Origin of the sequence: Bradyrhizobium glycinis (assembly GCF_016031655.1) — a bacterium.
Classification (GTDB): domain Bacteria; phylum Pseudomonadota; class Alphaproteobacteria; order Rhizobiales; family Xanthobacteraceae; genus Bradyrhizobium; species Bradyrhizobium glycinis.
This window is the reverse complement of sequence record NZ_JACCHQ010000001.1, coordinates 457,199-471,816: the sequence shown is the minus strand read 5'-3', so window position 1 is coordinate 471,816 and position 14,618 is coordinate 457,199. Positions and strand designations below refer to the sequence as shown.

Here is a 14,618-nt window from a genome sequence, read left to right as displayed (position 1 = left end):
CTAGCGGCCGTTACGGGCAAGGAGCGCGCGGAAATCATCGCGGGCCTGGGCGCTGGCCCGCCTGAAGCTCGGCCCGCGGCTGGGCTCGGTGCCATTGAGCTTGCGGAGCTGCACCCACATCTCGGCACTCTTGAGCGCCACGGCCGCGCAGTTGACCACCGGAGCGTGGCCGACCTTCAGGCCATGCTCCCGCCCGATCAAAAGGCCTGGCAACACGCCGGCCGGGATCACGACATCCGCGCCGCGTTCCACCAGCGGGAGCGCGCAGGCGACGAAGTCCTTGATCATGCGGGCTTGCGCAGCAGCGTTTCCGGCGAACGCATCGGCAAAATCCTCCGGCCTGCAGCCGAGGCCGGTCACATGGACGAGGCGATCGCCGAGGCCGTAACGCTCGGCCTGCTCATAGTGCCAGACCTCGAAGACGGGATCGAGCGTCACAAGACCCAGCCGCCGCCCGAGTTGTGAAGCCGCCAGCAACGTCGCCTCGCCGGTCCCGATCACGGGAATGTCGAGCGCCGAGCGCAGCTCGTAGAGTCCGGGATCCTGAAAATGCCCCATGACGAAGGCGTCGAACCCACCCTCCTCCGCTGCGATGCCGTTATCGATTGCCTGGACCGCACAGCGCAATTCCGCGAGCCGTCCGAACTCCCGGTCCGGCGGACTGATGCCCTGGACTTGAACCGTCGTGCCTGGCGCCGCGATGTCGTTCAGGTATTCCGACAGCCGCGCCATGTAGGGCGCATTCACGCTCGCATCAACAAAGCTCTGCCAGAAGATGCGCATCGGTCCTTCTCCTCAAGCGGTGATCGGAGGATCGGTCGTCGGCTGCCGATGAATATATTTCAATCATAAACTAATTCACACGTCAAATGCGCGCGGCGGCGACCGCGACCAGTGCCGTCTGGGCCAAGGCGAGCACGGCGTTTTCGATCGGTTGGGTAGCGCAGAAGCGCCGCACACTGACGAAATTGTATGCAACAACATTTTTTCTGACAACCCCGTGACACGTGTTGACGACGACGCCGGAGATACTTTAGGCTTTAAGTAATTCCTCGCCGGTCAAGGACCGGTGGCCATGACAATGATGTTGCAGGGCACCGATTTTGAGAGACTCGATCGTGTGGACAGTCGCCGTGCTCGAACAGCCGGCCTTAGCAGCAGCATCGCCGGCCGCGCATCGCGGCCGCACCGACGACCTTTCATCGCTCCGGAAAAGGCCCGCTTGCATGTGCCGGTGGGCCTATCGTTCGCGCGGCACGCAACATCATGGCTGCTGAGCGTCCGGGCGAGCACACTCTCTTCGGTCGCGCCCAGCATTTGGCGCCGCAGCAATGTTTTCAAGGGGTCGGTTCGTCGTTCGGGGAGCCCGCGCGGCAGCATCGAAGCATTCCTATCCAGCATCAACGGAGGAGAACGCATATGCGCAAGACTCTGAGCTTACTTGCACTTGCCGCCGGCATCGTCACAGCCCCCGCCGCGCAGGCCGATATCACCATCGGCTTCGTCACCTCGCTCAGCGGCAACGGCTCATCGATCGGCATCCCCTACGGGCGCGGCATCAACGCGGCCTATGAATACAAGAAGACCGTCAACGGCGAGACCATCCGCCTGATCCAGCTCGATGACGGCTCCGACCCGTCGGCCGCGACCCGCAACGCGCGCAAGCTGGTGGAAGAAGAGAAGGTCGACCTCCTGATAGGCACCGCGACGGCGCCCTCGACCATCGCCATGGCGGCGGTGGCGAGCGAATTGAAAGTGCCGATGATCGCGGTCTCGCCGATCGGCAAACTGCCGGAAACACCCGAGCAGTGGGTGGTCTCGGTGCCGCAGCCTGCATCCCTCCTCGTCAAGATCATCGCCGATCGCATGAAGCGCGATGGCATGAAGAACATCGGCTATATCGGCTTCTCCGACGCGTGGGGGGATCTCGTCTACAACGGCGCCAAGGCGGCGGAGGCCGCCGGCGACGTCAAGATCCAGACCAACGAGCGCTATGCGCGCACCGACACTTCGGTCACCGCGCAGATCCTCAAAGTGCTAGCGGCGCGGCCGGACGCCGTTCTGGACGGCGGCTCGGGGACGCAAGGCGCGCTGCCTCTCCTCAGCCTCGCGGAGCGCGGCTTCAAGGGAAACACCTACGGCACGGTGGCGCTTGTCAATCCGGACTTCGTCAACGTCGGCGGCAAGGCGGCCGAAGGCATCCAGGTCTCCGCAGGCCCCGTCATCGTGGCCGAGCAGCTGCCCGACGAACACTTCGCCAAGAAGATCGCGCTGGATTTCCGTAGCGTCTACCAGAAGGTCCATAACATCCCTACCACCGACGGCTTCTCCGCCTACTCCTTCGACGCCTGGTTGATCTTCGCCAACGCAGCGGAGCGCGCGCTCAAGACGGCGAAACCCGGCACGGCGGAATTCCGCACCGCCCTGCGGGACGCGATCCTCAGCACCAAGGAACTGCCGGGCGTGCATGCCATCTACAACTTCAAGCCCGGCTCGGTGACCGGCGTCGATGAGCGCGCGCTGGTCGTGGTGCGCCTGACGGGCGGCGCCTGGAAATACGCGCCGTAGTCGGACGGCAGCAGGCCACCAGAACAAGGGGGACGGCGTTCTCAATGACGAGCGACATCGCAGCCATTCTTGCGATCGACGGGATCGCCACCGGCGCAGTCTACGCGCTAGTGGCGATCGGGACCGTCCTCATCTTCACCGTGACACGGGTCATCTTCATTCCCTTTGGCGACATCGCGGCCTTCACGGCCCTGACGCTGGCGGCGCTCGACGCGAAGCGCTTTCCGGGCACGGGCGCGCTGGTCGTCATCCTTGCGTGCATCGCAACCCTGATCGAAATCATCTCGCTGCTGCGCAACGGCGAGCTTCGGCTGCTTCCGCGCGCTCTCTTCTTCTACCTCGCATTGCCGCTGGCCGTGGTTGGCCTCGCCTGGCTGACCATGCGCGCCGAGCCGCCGCTCGCCATAAGGCTCGTGCTGGCCCTGATGCTGATCACCCCCATCGCCCCGCTGCTGGACCGGATCGTCTTCCGTCCCATTGCCGACGGAACGGTGCTGCTGCTCCTGACCGTCTCCGTCGCCCTGCACTTCGCGCTGGTCGGCCTTGGGCTGCTCTTCTTCGGTCCCGAGGGTGTCAGGACCGAGCCGCTGACGTCATTGTCGACCGAGTTTGCCGGCGTGCTGATCTCGGGCCAGACCATGCTGATCGTGATCGCAGCCCTCGTCTTCTCTGGCCTGCTCTATCTCTTCTTCGACTTCACGCTGGTCGGTAAATCGCTCCGCGCCACGGCCGTGAACCGGACTGGCTCCCGCCTGATGGGCATACGTCCCGCCCGCGCCGGCACCATTGCTTATCTCCTGGGTTCACTGATGGCCGGCGTCTCCGGCATCCTGATCGCGCCCGTCAACACCGTATTCTATGATTCCGGCTTCCTGATCGGCCTCAAGGCCTTCGTCGGCGCCATCGTCGGCGGCATGACCAGCTACCCCGGCGCAGCTATCGGCGCCGTCGGCGTCGGTATCCTCGAAAGCTTCGCATCCTTCGAGAGCAGTGCGCTGAAGGATGTCATCGTGTTCTCGCTTCTGATCCCGATCCTGATCTGGCGATCCCTCGCGTCACTGCATTCCGAGGAGGAGATCGAGGAATGACGCGCCTTCACGTTCAGCTCGCGGCGGTGGCGGCGGTAGCGTGCCTCGCGCTCGCGCCACTCGTCCTCAACCCCTTCAGCATCACGCTGATGAACTATATCGGCATCTATTCGCTGGTCGCGATCGGCCTTGCCCTGCTCACCGGCGTCGGCGGCATCGTCTCCTTCGGACAGGCTGCCTTCGTCGGCGTCGCGGCCTATGCTACCGCCTGGGTCTCTGCTCTGAATGGATATTCCCCGTGGCTCGGCCTCGTGTTCGGGGTGGCGCTGACCTGCGGTGTCGCGACCGTCCTCGGCGTCGTCACCTTGCGGCTCCAGGGCCATTTCCTGTCGCTCTCGACCGTGGCCTGGGGGCTCGCCATCGGCTTCCTGTTCGGCAATGTCGAGGGGCTCGGGCGCTTCAACGGCATCTCGTCGATCCCGCCGATCAGTATCGGATCGTTCGCGCTCGTCTCGAGCGCCCAGATCTATTTCCTGATCTGGGGCATCGTCGTCGTGGTGCTTTTCCTCGGCTACAATCTCCTGGACTCCCGGCTCGGCCGCGCCATGCGCGCGCTGCGCGGCGGCAACATCCTGGTCGAAAGCCTCGGCATCAATGCCTTCCGGATCAAGCTCGTGACCTTCGTGATCGCGGCCTTCCTCGCCTCGCTCTCCGGCTGGCTCTACGCCCATATGAGCCGCTTCATCAGCCCGGGCCCGTTCGATGCCGGCATGGGCATCGAATATCTGATGATGTCGATGGTCGGCGGCGCAGGCAGCCTGCTCGGCGGGGTCGTGGGCGCCGCTATCGTCACCTTGCTCAAGAACAGCGTGCAGGACTATCTGCCGCTGATCGCCAAGGGCGCGTCAGGCCAGCTCGAGATCGTCGCCTTCTCCGCGCTGTTCATCCTGTTCCTGCAATGGGCGCGGCAGGGCATCGTGCCGTTCGTCGCGCGCTACTTACCGAAGATCAAGCGCGAACGGCCGCAAGCCGCCCCGCCCCTGCCCCGCCGTCCGCAGCCGACACCGGGCGAACTGCTTCTGAAGGTCGACGGCGCGGAGCGGCGGTTCGGCGGGCTCGTCGCGGTCAACAATGTCAGCTTCGAGGTCCGCTCCGGCGAGATCCTTGCCGTGATCGGCCCCAACGGCGCCGGCAAGAGCACGATGTTCAACTGCCTGACGGGTGCGCTCAGGGTCAACAAGGGCGAGATCGTCTTTGCCGGACGCGCCATCACGCGCGATCCCCAATCCCGCATCGCCAAGGACGGAATCGCCAGGACCTTCCAACATGTGAAGCTGCGGCCGCGCATGAGCCTGCTCGAAAACGTCATGCTCGGCACCTACGCGCGCACCAGCACGGGCCTGTTCGCCGGCGCCTTCCGCCTCAATCAGCGCGAGGAAGCCAGCACCCGGCACGAGGCCTTGACGCAGCTCGAACGCGTCGGGCTCGGCGACAAGCCATTCGAGCTCGCGGGCAATCTGCCGCTCGGCAACCAGCGCATCCTGGAGATCGCGCGCGCGCTCGCCGCAGACCCGGCGCTGCTGGTGCTGGACGAGCCGGCCGCGGGCCTGCGCCGCCAGGAGAAGCTCAGGCTTGCGGAGCTGCTCCGCTCGCTGCGGTCGGACCATCTAACCATCCTGATCGTCGAACATGACATGGAGTTCGTGATGTCGCTGGTCGACCGCATCGTCGTGCTCGACTTCGGCTCCAAGCTCTGCGAGGGCGCGCCCGCCGCGATCCGCAGCGACGAACGGGTTCAAGAGGCCTATCTCGGAGGCGTCGCGTGAGCGAGATGTTTTCCATGACGGATGTGACCGTCTGCTACGACAATGTCGAAGCGGTCCGCAACGTCTCGCTGTCGGTCGAGGAAGGCCAGATCGTCACCGTGATCGGCCCGAACGGCGCCGGCAAGACCACGCTGCTGATGGCCGCCATCGGGCTGCTCGCCTCCCGCGGCCGTCTCGTGTTTCAGGGCAACGACATCGGCAGGATGTCCGTCGAGGACCGCGTCGAGCGCCGGCTGTGCCTCGTGCCGGAGAAGCGCGAGCTGTTCTCCGACATGTCGGTCGCCGACAATCTCCTGCTCGGCTCCTACAGCCTGCGCGACCGCTCGGGCATCCAGAAGACGCTGGACGAGGTCTATGATCGCTTTCCGCGCCTGAAGGAGCGGCAGCGCCAGGCCGCCGGCACCCTCTCCGGCGGCGAGCGCCAGATGCTGGCGCTCGGGCGCGCGCTGATGGCCAAGCCAAAGCTGCTCATGCTCGACGAGCCGAGCCTCGGCCTCGCGCCGCTGATCGTGCGCGAGATCTTCCGCACCATCGCCTCGCTGCGCGATCTCGGCGTCTCGATCCTGCTGGTCGAGCAGAACGCCCGCGCTGCGCTGGAGACGGCCGACTACGGCTATGTGCTCGAGACGGGCGAGATCGTGCAGTCCGGCCCCGCCAAGGATCTCATCCACGATAAGAGGCTGATCACGGCCTATCTCGGCGGACACTAGCGCCGGCCAGGATCAGGCCGGCTCGCTGCAAAACAAAAACGCCGAAAACAACCCCATGCACAGTAGCCGGTGACAGCGATTTCAACGACTTGGCGGCTTCAATGACTTGGCGGCCAGTCTTACGGATTTTACGAAACCGGGTTGATCCGTCGGGCAAAACAGGGGCATAATGCCATCATCGCCTCTCGCCTATCTAGGACCTCGCCCCCACCACTCTTGTCAGCATCGGAAAATGCTTGTTGCCGCCTGCGAATGGTGGGAATTTCACGAAGTCCGCACGCATGTGCTTGATCACGTCGGAGCCGAGTGCGTGCGCGAGGGCTTGCGGGCTGTCGAACACCAGCTTGTTGCGTTGCATATGCTCGACGCGCTGCGATGGCAGCCGGTCGACCCAGTCGATGCGGGTGTAGATCTCGATCTGTCGGACGTCTGGGAAGGTCCGCATGATCGACGGGTGGTGCTCCAGATAATGCAGGTTCCAGGCGTTCATATCCTCGGCTGGGCCGGGATAGTGCACGAGGTAGCTGCACGGAGTCGTCGTTCCTGCCGGATGCTCCGCGACATCGACGGGATACGCGCGCGTCAGCATCACCTGGTGTGTGACATCGAGTCCGGTGAGGCCGGATAGCCCGGCCCCTGTTGCGAGGCTGGCAAGGACGCCGCCGCGGTCCATCGCCGCCTCGCAGGCGAACAGGTCGGGAAACCGGAGTTGAAGTGCAAAGGCGGGGCCGGCGCCGTCGGCCTTGTAAGGATGGTCGACCGACCGTTCGAGCGGCGTGAACAGCAGGGCCTCGGTCATGTCGGGGATCGATCCGACGAGCTCCGCCACAGTGCCAACCTCATCAGGACGAACTCGCCGTTCGCCTGTGGAATCGGAGAATGTCATGAACAGCGAGATCATGCGGGCGCTGCCTCGGTCCCCTCGCCCACGCTCACATGCGCAATCAGTGCGAAGCGAATGTCATCGGGCCACGGGATCGCATGATGATCGACCAGCGAGGTCGCAGCAAGGACCTGGCGCGCGCGCCATCGCGGGCCATTCGCGCCGGAGATAACATGCTCGAGATGGAGAGACGATCCACCGACCCTGATGATGCGCAGGTTGAACGTCAGCAGATCGCCGAACATCGACGGCCGGGAGAAATCGCAATTCAGGTGCACCGTGGGCGTTCCGATCTTCCGGACCGTGATCAGCTCCGGCCATGGAAAACCGATCCGCGCCCAAAAATCTTCGACGACACCGTTGAGAATGTTCAAATAGGACGGGAAGTACGCGATCCCCGAGGGATCGCAGTCTCCGAACCTGAGCTCGCGATCGAACGAAAAATTCGTCATCAGATCGCAACGACGGGGTGGCGGATGACACCGACGCCGTCGACGCCGGCCTCGACCACGTCGCCCGGCCAAAGCCATTCCTGCGGGCTCATGCCGGCGCCGACGCCCTCAGGCGTACCCGTGGCGATGATGTCGCCCGGCTCGAGCGTCATGCCCGACGAAATGTCCGATATCAGCACCGGAATGTCGAAGATCATGTATTTGGTGTTGGAGTCCTGCTTCATGACCCCGTTCTTGGTCAGCCACAGCCGCAGATCGTGTGGATCGGGAATCTCGTCCGCGGTCACGATGCAGGGGCCGAACGGCGCATAAGTGTCCATGCCCTTGGAGAAAATCCACTGTCCGGCGCGGCGATTGTCGCGCGCGGAAATGTCGATCATCACCGAATAGCCGAAGACGTGGTCCATCGCCTTGTCGGTCGCGATGCGCGTTGCGGTCTTGCCGATGATGACGGCGAGCTCGACCTCCCAGTCGAGCTGCTGCGTCATCTTCGCATTGTGCTGGATCGCCGCGCCCGGGCCGATCACGGAGGTCGGCGGCTTGGAGAAGACGACCGGCTGCTTCGGCAGGTCCTTGTCCGTATCCAGGCTCTTGGCGGATTCCGCCACATGCGCCCGGTAGTTCAGCCCGATGCCGAAGATGTTTTTCCGAGGCCGCGGGATCGGCGCCTGCAGCTTTACATCCTCGACCGCAACCGCCGAGCCGGCCGGGAAGCGGCCATGGGCGTCCGCCAGTGCATCCTTAAGCGCAGGCAGCAGGGTCACGCTGTTGTCGATGAACGACAGCATATCACTCGGCCATGTCACGCCGCTGGACGCACCAAGGTGCTCGACATCGACGACCAGTCCATTGACCAGGGCTCCAAGACGGGCACCGCTGGAGCCCAAGGTGTAGGTGACGAGACGCATGAAAGCTTCTATCCGGCTGTTCTGGTTGAATTCTGCAAGGGCATGTCAGGCGGCAACCGACTGGTAACCGCCATTGTCGCCATAGGCCTCTTCCCGATAGAGCCCGAGGCCTTCGATGACAGGCAGGTCGTTGAAGCAGAACAGGCAGGCATCCTCGCTCGCTGAGGCATTGCCATGCTCGTGCCAGGCCCAGGAGGGAACGCAGAAGATGTCGCGCTCTTCCCATTCGAGCCGCTTGCCGCCGATGATCGAATAGCCGCGGCCCTTGGCGACCTGGTAGATGAAGCTGCCGGTGTGCCGGTGCGACTTGGTCTTCTCGCTGGGGCGCAGCAGCTGCATGCTGGCACCGATCGTCTGCATCACGTGCCCGCCGGTGATCGGGTTGACGTAGTTCATGAGAATGCCGTCATAGGGCGAGCCATCGGTCGCGGCCGCATATTTCTGCAAGGACTCGTAGGTCGGCTCCCACTCATATTTGAACATCGGCGAATAGCCCTTCGACCAGCGCGAGTCCGCCGGCCGAAGACCGGGATTGCCCCAGGTCCGGGTCATGTCGTCCACGGGATAGCCGGACGGCTCCTGCTGGATCTTCGGATGCACGACGAAGAAATTGGCTTCCAGCGCGTTGACGAGCGGGATGTCCAAGCCGTCCTGCCAGATGCAGACCGAGCCGTCGCCTTCGACGCCATGCTCGTGCCAGGTGCCGTTCGGCGTCAGCACGAAATCCCGCGCGCCCAGCGTCATCTTGTGACCATCGACGATGGTGTAGGCGCCCGCGCCCTCCATGATGAAGCGCAGCGCCGAGGCCGAGTGGGCGTGGGCCGTGGCGACCTCGCCGGGATGCATCACCTGCAATCCCGAATAGAGCCAGCCGACCGCGGCCGACACGTCGCGCCGTCCGGGATTGTTGAGATAGATCACCCGCCGGCCGGCTTTCTCGGGCGAGACCAGCTCGACTGAGCGCAGCACGTGCTCGCGCAGATCCTTGTAGCGCCAGAGCACGGGAACTGAGGCCGATTGCGGCGCCCAAGGCTCGATCTTGTTGGCGACGGTCCAGAGCGCTCCGGCTTCGTACTTTTCGAGATCCTTGTAATAGGCCTTGAGCTCGGGGGTGTCCTCGACATTGGCCCGGCCGATCACGTTCTTGCGCATCCTATCCTCCAAGTCTCGTGTCGCCTCTTTCCTAGGGCATGATGAAGTGCGGCCGCTTCCTCGCCGTCATGGCCGGGCTTGTCCCGGCCATCCACGACCTTTCCCGCAGCACGAAGAACGTGGATGCCCGGGACAAGCCCGGGCATGACGAGTTTGTGGTACGACCATTCGCAACAACCATTCCCATCATTCCGATCGCAGCGGGACCGGGGTGAAGCTCTGCTCCGCGGCATCGCCCTCGCCTGCGAGGCCCAGCGGCGCTAGGGGACGTCGATTGATGCGCAAGTCAAACACGTCGAACCGGTTATAGTGCCCGACGATGTCGTGCATCTGCTTCGGCTGGATGCAGCGCTCGAGGTCGATGTCGGCATAGACGATGCCCTCGTCGTCGATCAAGGGATCGCCGACCACGCGCCCGTCCGGCCCGATGATACCGGAGAATGCGCTCGACTTCCGCTGCAAACGTGCGCGTGCGTCGGGGACGACAGTCTCCATCGCCGCGATGATCTCCTCCGACACGGTCGAGCAGGAGACGATCGTAAAGATCTTGCCTTCGAAGGAGTGGGCAATCGCGCGCAATTTGATCGCCTCCGCCATGTCATAGTCGGGGGGCGCGACAGGAAGCGAGATGTAGCTGGCGACGTGCACGAGTTCGCCCTGCCCGAGCAGCGCAAAGCGCGCGAGCGTGTTGGTGTTCTCGCCGCAGGCCAGGCCTCCGAGACGCCCGATCTCGGTATCATAGACGCGCAGGCTCGACCCGTCACCGCCGGTCCAGGTCAGCTTCTCTGCCCAGGTCGGCACCAGCTTGCGATGCTTGCCGAGCAACGCGCCGTCAGGCCCGATGAAAACCAGCGTATTGTAGATCGCGCCAAGCGAGACCGGGCTGCGCTCGTTCACGCCGAGCACGACGTGGCATCCCGTATCGCGCGCGGCTTTTCGGACGACGTCGACCTCCGGCCCCGGCACCAGCACCGACGCCTTGGCGAGCTTCTCGAACCATGCACTGCCCGTGACGGGATCGGTGATCCAGTTCCAATAGGGATAGCCGGGAACGAACACTTCGGGGAACGCGACGAGCTTCGCCCCATTGGCTGCGGCCTCACGGACCAGTGAAGCCGCCTTCTCCGCGGTCGCGCTCGCGTTCAGATAGACTGGTGAAGCCTGGACGGAGGCAGCTTTAAAGCGAGGCAGCTTCAGCATCAGCCCTACCCTGTCGCTGGCTCATGACCGCCTTGGCGGAGGAAGGATCCGCAAGCGTGATAGCATGGCGCGGCGTTGACTTACTTCACATGTAAACGTATGCTATCGCATATTTCTGGAGGGTGCAATGGCTGAACGGTCTTTTGCTCGCGAGGTCGAGGATCTCAGGCTCGGCAATGGCGACACGTTCCGCGGCGAAGGCATCCTCGCCATCACCAAGGCGCTGCTGCAATCGGGCGTGGCCTATGTCGGCGGCTACCAGGGCTCGCCGATCTCGCACCTGATGGACGTGCTGGCCGACGCCAAGGACGTGCTCGACGATCTCGGCGTCGTATTCCAGAGCTCGGCCAACGAAGCCGCCGCCGCGGCGATGCTCTCGGCATCGGTGATGTATCCCCTGCGCGGCGCGGTTGCGTGGAAGTCGACCGTCGGTACCAACGTCGCCTCCGACGCTCTTGCCAACCTCGCCTCGGGCGGTGTCACCGGCGGCACCATGATCATCGTCGGCGAGGACTATGGCGAAGGCTCCTCCATCATGCAGGAGCGTACCCACGCCTTCGCGATGAAGTCACAGATGTGGCTGCTCGATCCCCGCCCCGAGCATGAATGCATCGTCAATCTGATCGAGAAAGGCTTCGAGCTCTCCGAGGTCTCCAACACGCCGGTCATGCTGGAGGTACGCGTGCGCGCCTGCCACATGCACGGCAGCTTCGCCTGCAAGGACAATGTCAGGCCGGCGCACACCATCAAGGATGCGCTCAATAATCCCAAGCGTGACGTTGGCCGCATCGTGCTGCCGCCGGCGGCCTATGAGCACGAGCAGGAGAAGATCAAGACGCGAATGCCCGCGGCTGTCGGATTCATTCGGGACAACAAGCTGAACGAGCGGATGGGGCCGAAGCAGGGCAAGGTCGGCATCATCATGCAGGGCGGCATGTACAACAACGTGATCCGCGCGCTGCAATATCTCGGGCTGTCGGATGCCTATGGCAACACGCAGATCCCGCTCTACATCATGAACGTGACCTACCCCGTGATCGACACCGAGGTTGCGGAATTTTGCGTCGACAAGGACGCCGTGCTCGTCGTCGAGGAAGGCCAGCCGGAATATCTGGAGCAGGCGATCAATACGGTCTTGCGCCGCAAGGACATCCAGGCGCGCGTGCACGGCAAGGACGTGCTGCCGATGGGCGGCGACTACACCGCGCAGGTGCTGCTCGGCGGCGTCAGGGAATTCCTGGAAAAGACCGAGCCGCGGCTGCTCGGCAACCGGCCGCCGGCGCCGGACGCAGCGCCCGTGCTCAATCACCCCGCGGTCGAGAAGCTCAAGCAGGTGGTGCCGGCGCGCCCGCCCGGGCTTTGCACCGGCTGCCCGGAACGGCCGATCTTCGCCGCCATGAAGCTGGTCGAGGAAGAGCTCGGCCAGCACCACGTCTCCGCGGACATCGGCTGCCATCTGTTCTCGATCCTGCCGCCGTTCAACATCGGCGCGACCACGATGGGCTTCGGCCTCGGCCCGGCCTCGACCTCGGCCTTCAACGTCAAGGCCGACAAGCGCTCGATCGCGGTGATGGGCGACGGCGGCTTCTGGCACAACGGACTGACCAGCGGCATCGGCAATGCCGTGTTCAACAAGCATGACGGCGTGTTCGTCATCGTCGACAATTACTATACCTCGGCGACGGGCGGTCAGGACATCCTGTCCTCGCGCGCGGTCAACAAGCGCCGCAAGACCAACAATTCGATCGTGCAGGCGGTGAAGGGCATCGGCGGCCAGTGGGTGCGCCAGCTCGACCGCACCTACGACGTCGGCAAGATGCGCGACACGCTGAAGGAAGCGCTGACGACGAAAGAGGAAGGCCCAAAGGTCATCGTCGCTTCCTCCGAATGCATGCTGAACAAGCAGCGGCGCGTGAAGCCGCAGATCAACAAGGCGATCAAGGACGGGACCCGCGTCGTCAAGGAGCGCTTTGGCGTGGACGAAGACGTCTGCACTGGCGACCATGCCTGCATCCGCCTCTCCGGCTGCCCGTCACTGTCGGTGAAGCAGCTCGACGACCCCTTGCGCGACGATCCGGTCGCGGCAATCGACAATTCTTGCGTCGGCTGCGGCAATTGCGGCGAGGTCTCCGAGGCCGCCGTGCTCTGCCCTTCGTTCTATCGAGCCGACGTCATCCACAATCCGACCCGCTGGGACATGTTCAAATCCAAGGTCGCCATGAGCGTGATCGGCTGGCTGCAGCGTCGGCGCGACCGCCGGCGGCCGGCACTCGAGGCACTGGCATGAGAGACGAGACGGTCCGGCTGGCTCTCCCCGCCGCAGGCGAAGCGACCGAGCGGCCGATCTCGATCGCGATTGTCGCGATGGGCGGCCAGGGCGGCGGCGTCCTGACCGACTGGATCGTTCAGCTCGCCGAGAATCATGGCTGGGTCGCGCAGTCCACCTCGGTGCCCGGCGTCGCCCAGCGCACCGGCGCCACCATCTACTATATCGAGGCGATGCCGCCGCTCGACGGCCGCAAGCCGATCCTGTCGCTGATGCCCACCCCGGGCGACGTCGACGTGGTGATGGCGGCGGAATTCATGGAAGCCGGGCGATCGATCCTGCGCGGCCTCGTGACGCCGGATCGCACCACGCTGATCGCGTCCAGCCACCGGTCGTTTGCGATCGGCGAGAAGATCGCACCGGGCAACGGCATTGCCGACGGCGGCGCCGTGACCGGCGCCATCGGAATTGCGGCGAAGACCGAGATCATCTTCGATCTGAACGCGCTGGCGATCGCGCATGGCAGCGTCATCTCGGCCGCGATGTTCGGCGCGCTCGCAGGCGCAGGCGTGCTGCCGTTCAGCCGCGACAGCTATCTCGACGTCATCCGCGCCGGCGGCAAAGGCGCGAAGGCCAGCGTCGAGACTTTCGAGGCCGCCTTCGAGCGGGTCAAGGCCGGCCCGACCGAAGTTGCAGCGCCCGCGCAAGCCAAACCGGCCGACAATATCCCCCCTTCCGCCACGCCCGATCCGCAGCTCGGCGAGCTTGTCGCAAGATTGAATCAGGAGCTGCCCGAGCCTGCACTCGGCATGGCTCGTGCCGGTTTGCGAAAGGTCATCGACTTCCAGGACATCGCCTATGGCGGCGAATATCTCGACATCCTCAAGACGTTGCACGCAGCCGACCGAAACGCCGGCGGTGGCGCACATGCCTATGCCTTCACGGAAGCCGCGGCAAAGTACCTCGCCAACGCCATGACCTATGACGACGTCATCCGCGTCGCCGACCTCAAGACGCGCGCCGGCCGCCGCGCGCGCATCGAGCGCGAGCTCGAGATGTCGAACGGACAGGTGCTCCAGACCACCGAGTTCATGCATCCCCGCATGGAGGAAGTGATGGGCATGCTGCCGGCAGGCTTCGGCCGCTGGCTCGGCACGCGGCGGCGCCTGCTCGGCTGGCTCGATCGCCGCATCAATCGGGGACGCCGGGTGCGAACCTACTCGCTGCCCTGGTTCCTGGCCCTCTATGTCATCGGTGGGTTGCGCGGCCTGCGCCGCCGCTCGCTGCGTCACGCTGTCGAGACGGCGCACCGCGATTCATGGCTCAATGCCGCAACCGAGGCGGTCGGCACCAATTACCAGCTCGGCATCGAGATCCTGCAATGCCGACGCCTCGTCAAAGGCTATTCAGATACCCACAGCCGGGGGCTGTCGAAATTCGACAGGACGCTCGCGGCGATCAAGCTGGTGGAGCGCCGCGAGGATGCCGCCGACTGGGCGCGCCGCCTGCGGGAGGCCGCGCTGAAGGACAGCGCCGGAACGGCGCTCGACGGGGTGATCCAGACCATCAAGACTTTCGCATGATTCCACGGGCGCCGGACGCGGGATTAGATTGCCGTTCGCCCC

General features: G+C 64.5%; 12 protein-coding genes. 6 read left to right on the top strand and 6 right to left on the bottom strand.

Annotated elements, in window-relative coordinates; all coding sequences use genetic code 11:
- Positions 1–783, bottom strand: coding sequence for an aspartate/glutamate racemase family protein (locus tag HZZ16_RS02190; RefSeq protein ID WP_197946862.1), 783 nt, complete (start codon positions 781–783; stop codon positions 1–3).
- Positions 784–1,419: 636 nt separating this feature from the next.
- Between HZZ16_RS02190 and HZZ16_RS02185 the strand changes: the two genes are divergently transcribed.
- From HZZ16_RS02185 to HZZ16_RS02170, 4 genes are read left to right on the top strand one after another with little or no spacing between them, the layout of a single operon-like run.
- Positions 1,420–2,568: an ABC transporter substrate-binding protein gene (locus HZZ16_RS02185; RefSeq protein WP_197946861.1), complete on the top strand. Its 1,149-nt coding sequence runs from the start codon at positions 1,420–1,422 to the stop codon at positions 2,566–2,568.
- A 44-nt stretch (positions 2,569–2,612) separates the two neighbouring features.
- Entirely contained in the window at positions 2,613–3,656 is a 1,044-nt protein-coding gene (locus tag HZZ16_RS02180) for a branched-chain amino acid ABC transporter permease (RefSeq protein WP_197946860.1), read from the top strand.
- Positions 3,653–5,422, top strand: a complete 1,770-nt coding sequence (locus HZZ16_RS02175; RefSeq protein ID WP_197946859.1) for a branched-chain amino acid ABC transporter ATP-binding protein/permease — start codon at positions 3,653–3,655, stop codon at positions 5,420–5,422. Before HZZ16_RS02180 ends, HZZ16_RS02175 begins: the two co-directional genes overlap by 4 nt.
- Positions 5,419–6,132, top strand: coding sequence for an ABC transporter ATP-binding protein (locus HZZ16_RS02170; protein WP_197946858.1), 714 nt, complete (start codon positions 5,419–5,421; stop codon positions 6,130–6,132). The genes HZZ16_RS02175 and HZZ16_RS02170 overlap by 4 nt, the downstream gene beginning before the upstream one ends.
- Positions 6,133–6,325: 193 nt before the next feature.
- Here the strand turns inward: HZZ16_RS02170 and HZZ16_RS02165 are convergent, their stop codons facing one another.
- From HZZ16_RS02165 to HZZ16_RS02145, 5 genes are all read right to left on the bottom strand, one after another.
- Positions 6,326–6,961 (bottom strand): hypothetical protein, encoded by a 636-nt coding sequence (locus HZZ16_RS02165; protein WP_311973613.1) that lies wholly within the window; start codon positions 6,959–6,961, stop codon positions 6,326–6,328.
- Between the two features lie 68 nt (positions 6,962–7,029).
- The gene (locus HZZ16_RS02160) at positions 7,030–7,467 is read right to left on the bottom strand and encodes an acyl-CoA thioesterase (RefSeq protein ID WP_197946856.1); all 438 of its coding nucleotides are present in this window, start codon (positions 7,465–7,467) and stop codon (positions 7,030–7,032) included.
- Complete coding sequence (locus HZZ16_RS02155; protein ID WP_197946855.1) at positions 7,467–8,375, bottom strand: fumarylacetoacetate hydrolase family protein; 909 nt, start codon at positions 8,373–8,375, stop codon at positions 7,467–7,469. The genes HZZ16_RS02160 and HZZ16_RS02155 overlap by 1 nt, the downstream gene beginning before the upstream one ends.
- 45 nt (positions 8,376–8,420) lie before the next feature.
- On the bottom strand, positions 8,421–9,527 hold the full coding sequence (locus HZZ16_RS02150; protein WP_197946854.1) for a cupin domain-containing protein: 1,107 nt from the start codon (positions 9,525–9,527) through the stop codon (positions 8,421–8,423).
- A gap of 186 nt (positions 9,528–9,713) precedes the next feature.
- On the bottom strand, positions 9,714–10,727 hold the full coding sequence (locus HZZ16_RS02145; RefSeq protein WP_197946853.1) for a carbon-nitrogen hydrolase family protein: 1,014 nt from the start codon (positions 10,725–10,727) through the stop codon (positions 9,714–9,716).
- Positions 10,728–10,854: 127 nt separating this feature from the next.
- Here HZZ16_RS02145 and HZZ16_RS02140 point away from each other — a divergent pair, with 127 nt between their 5' ends.
- Complete coding sequence (locus tag HZZ16_RS02140) at positions 10,855–13,014, top strand: thiamine pyrophosphate-dependent enzyme (RefSeq protein ID WP_197946852.1); 2,160 nt, start codon at positions 10,855–10,857, stop codon at positions 13,012–13,014.
- Positions 13,011–14,576, top strand: a complete 1,566-nt coding sequence (locus HZZ16_RS02135) for an indolepyruvate oxidoreductase subunit beta family protein (protein ID WP_197946851.1) — start codon at positions 13,011–13,013, stop codon at positions 14,574–14,576. Before HZZ16_RS02140 ends, HZZ16_RS02135 begins: the two co-directional genes overlap by 4 nt.
- The last annotated feature ends 42 nt before the right edge of the window (positions 14,577–14,618 follow it).

Coding starts and splice junctions, on each gene's coding strand:
- HZZ16_RS02150 (WP_197946854.1), bottom strand. CDS start 9,527: ATGCGCAAGAACGTGATCGGCCGGGCCAATGTCGAGGACACCCCCGAG.
- HZZ16_RS02135 (WP_197946851.1), top strand. CDS start 13,011: ATGAGAGACGAGACGGTCCGGCTGGCTCTCCCCGCCGCAGGCGAAGCG.
- HZZ16_RS02185 (WP_197946861.1), top strand. CDS start 1,420: ATGCGCAAGACTCTGAGCTTACTTGCACTTGCCGCCGGCATCGTCACA.
- HZZ16_RS02145 (WP_197946853.1), bottom strand. CDS start 10,727: ATGCTGAAGCTGCCTCGCTTTAAAGCTGCCTCCGTCCAGGCTTCACCA.
- HZZ16_RS02180 (WP_197946860.1), top strand. CDS start 2,613: ATGACGAGCGACATCGCAGCCATTCTTGCGATCGACGGGATCGCCACC.
- HZZ16_RS02160 (WP_197946856.1), bottom strand. CDS start 7,467: ATGACGAATTTTTCGTTCGATCGCGAGCTCAGGTTCGGAGACTGCGAT.
- HZZ16_RS02140 (WP_197946852.1), top strand. CDS start 10,855: ATGGCTGAACGGTCTTTTGCTCGCGAGGTCGAGGATCTCAGGCTCGGC.
- HZZ16_RS02190 (WP_197946862.1), bottom strand. CDS start 783: ATGCGCATCTTCTGGCAGAGCTTTGTTGATGCGAGCGTGAATGCGCCC.
- HZZ16_RS02175 (WP_197946859.1), top strand. CDS start 3,653: ATGACGCGCCTTCACGTTCAGCTCGCGGCGGTGGCGGCGGTAGCGTGC.
- HZZ16_RS02155 (WP_197946855.1), bottom strand. CDS start 8,375: ATGCGTCTCGTCACCTACACCTTGGGCTCCAGCGGTGCCCGTCTTGGA.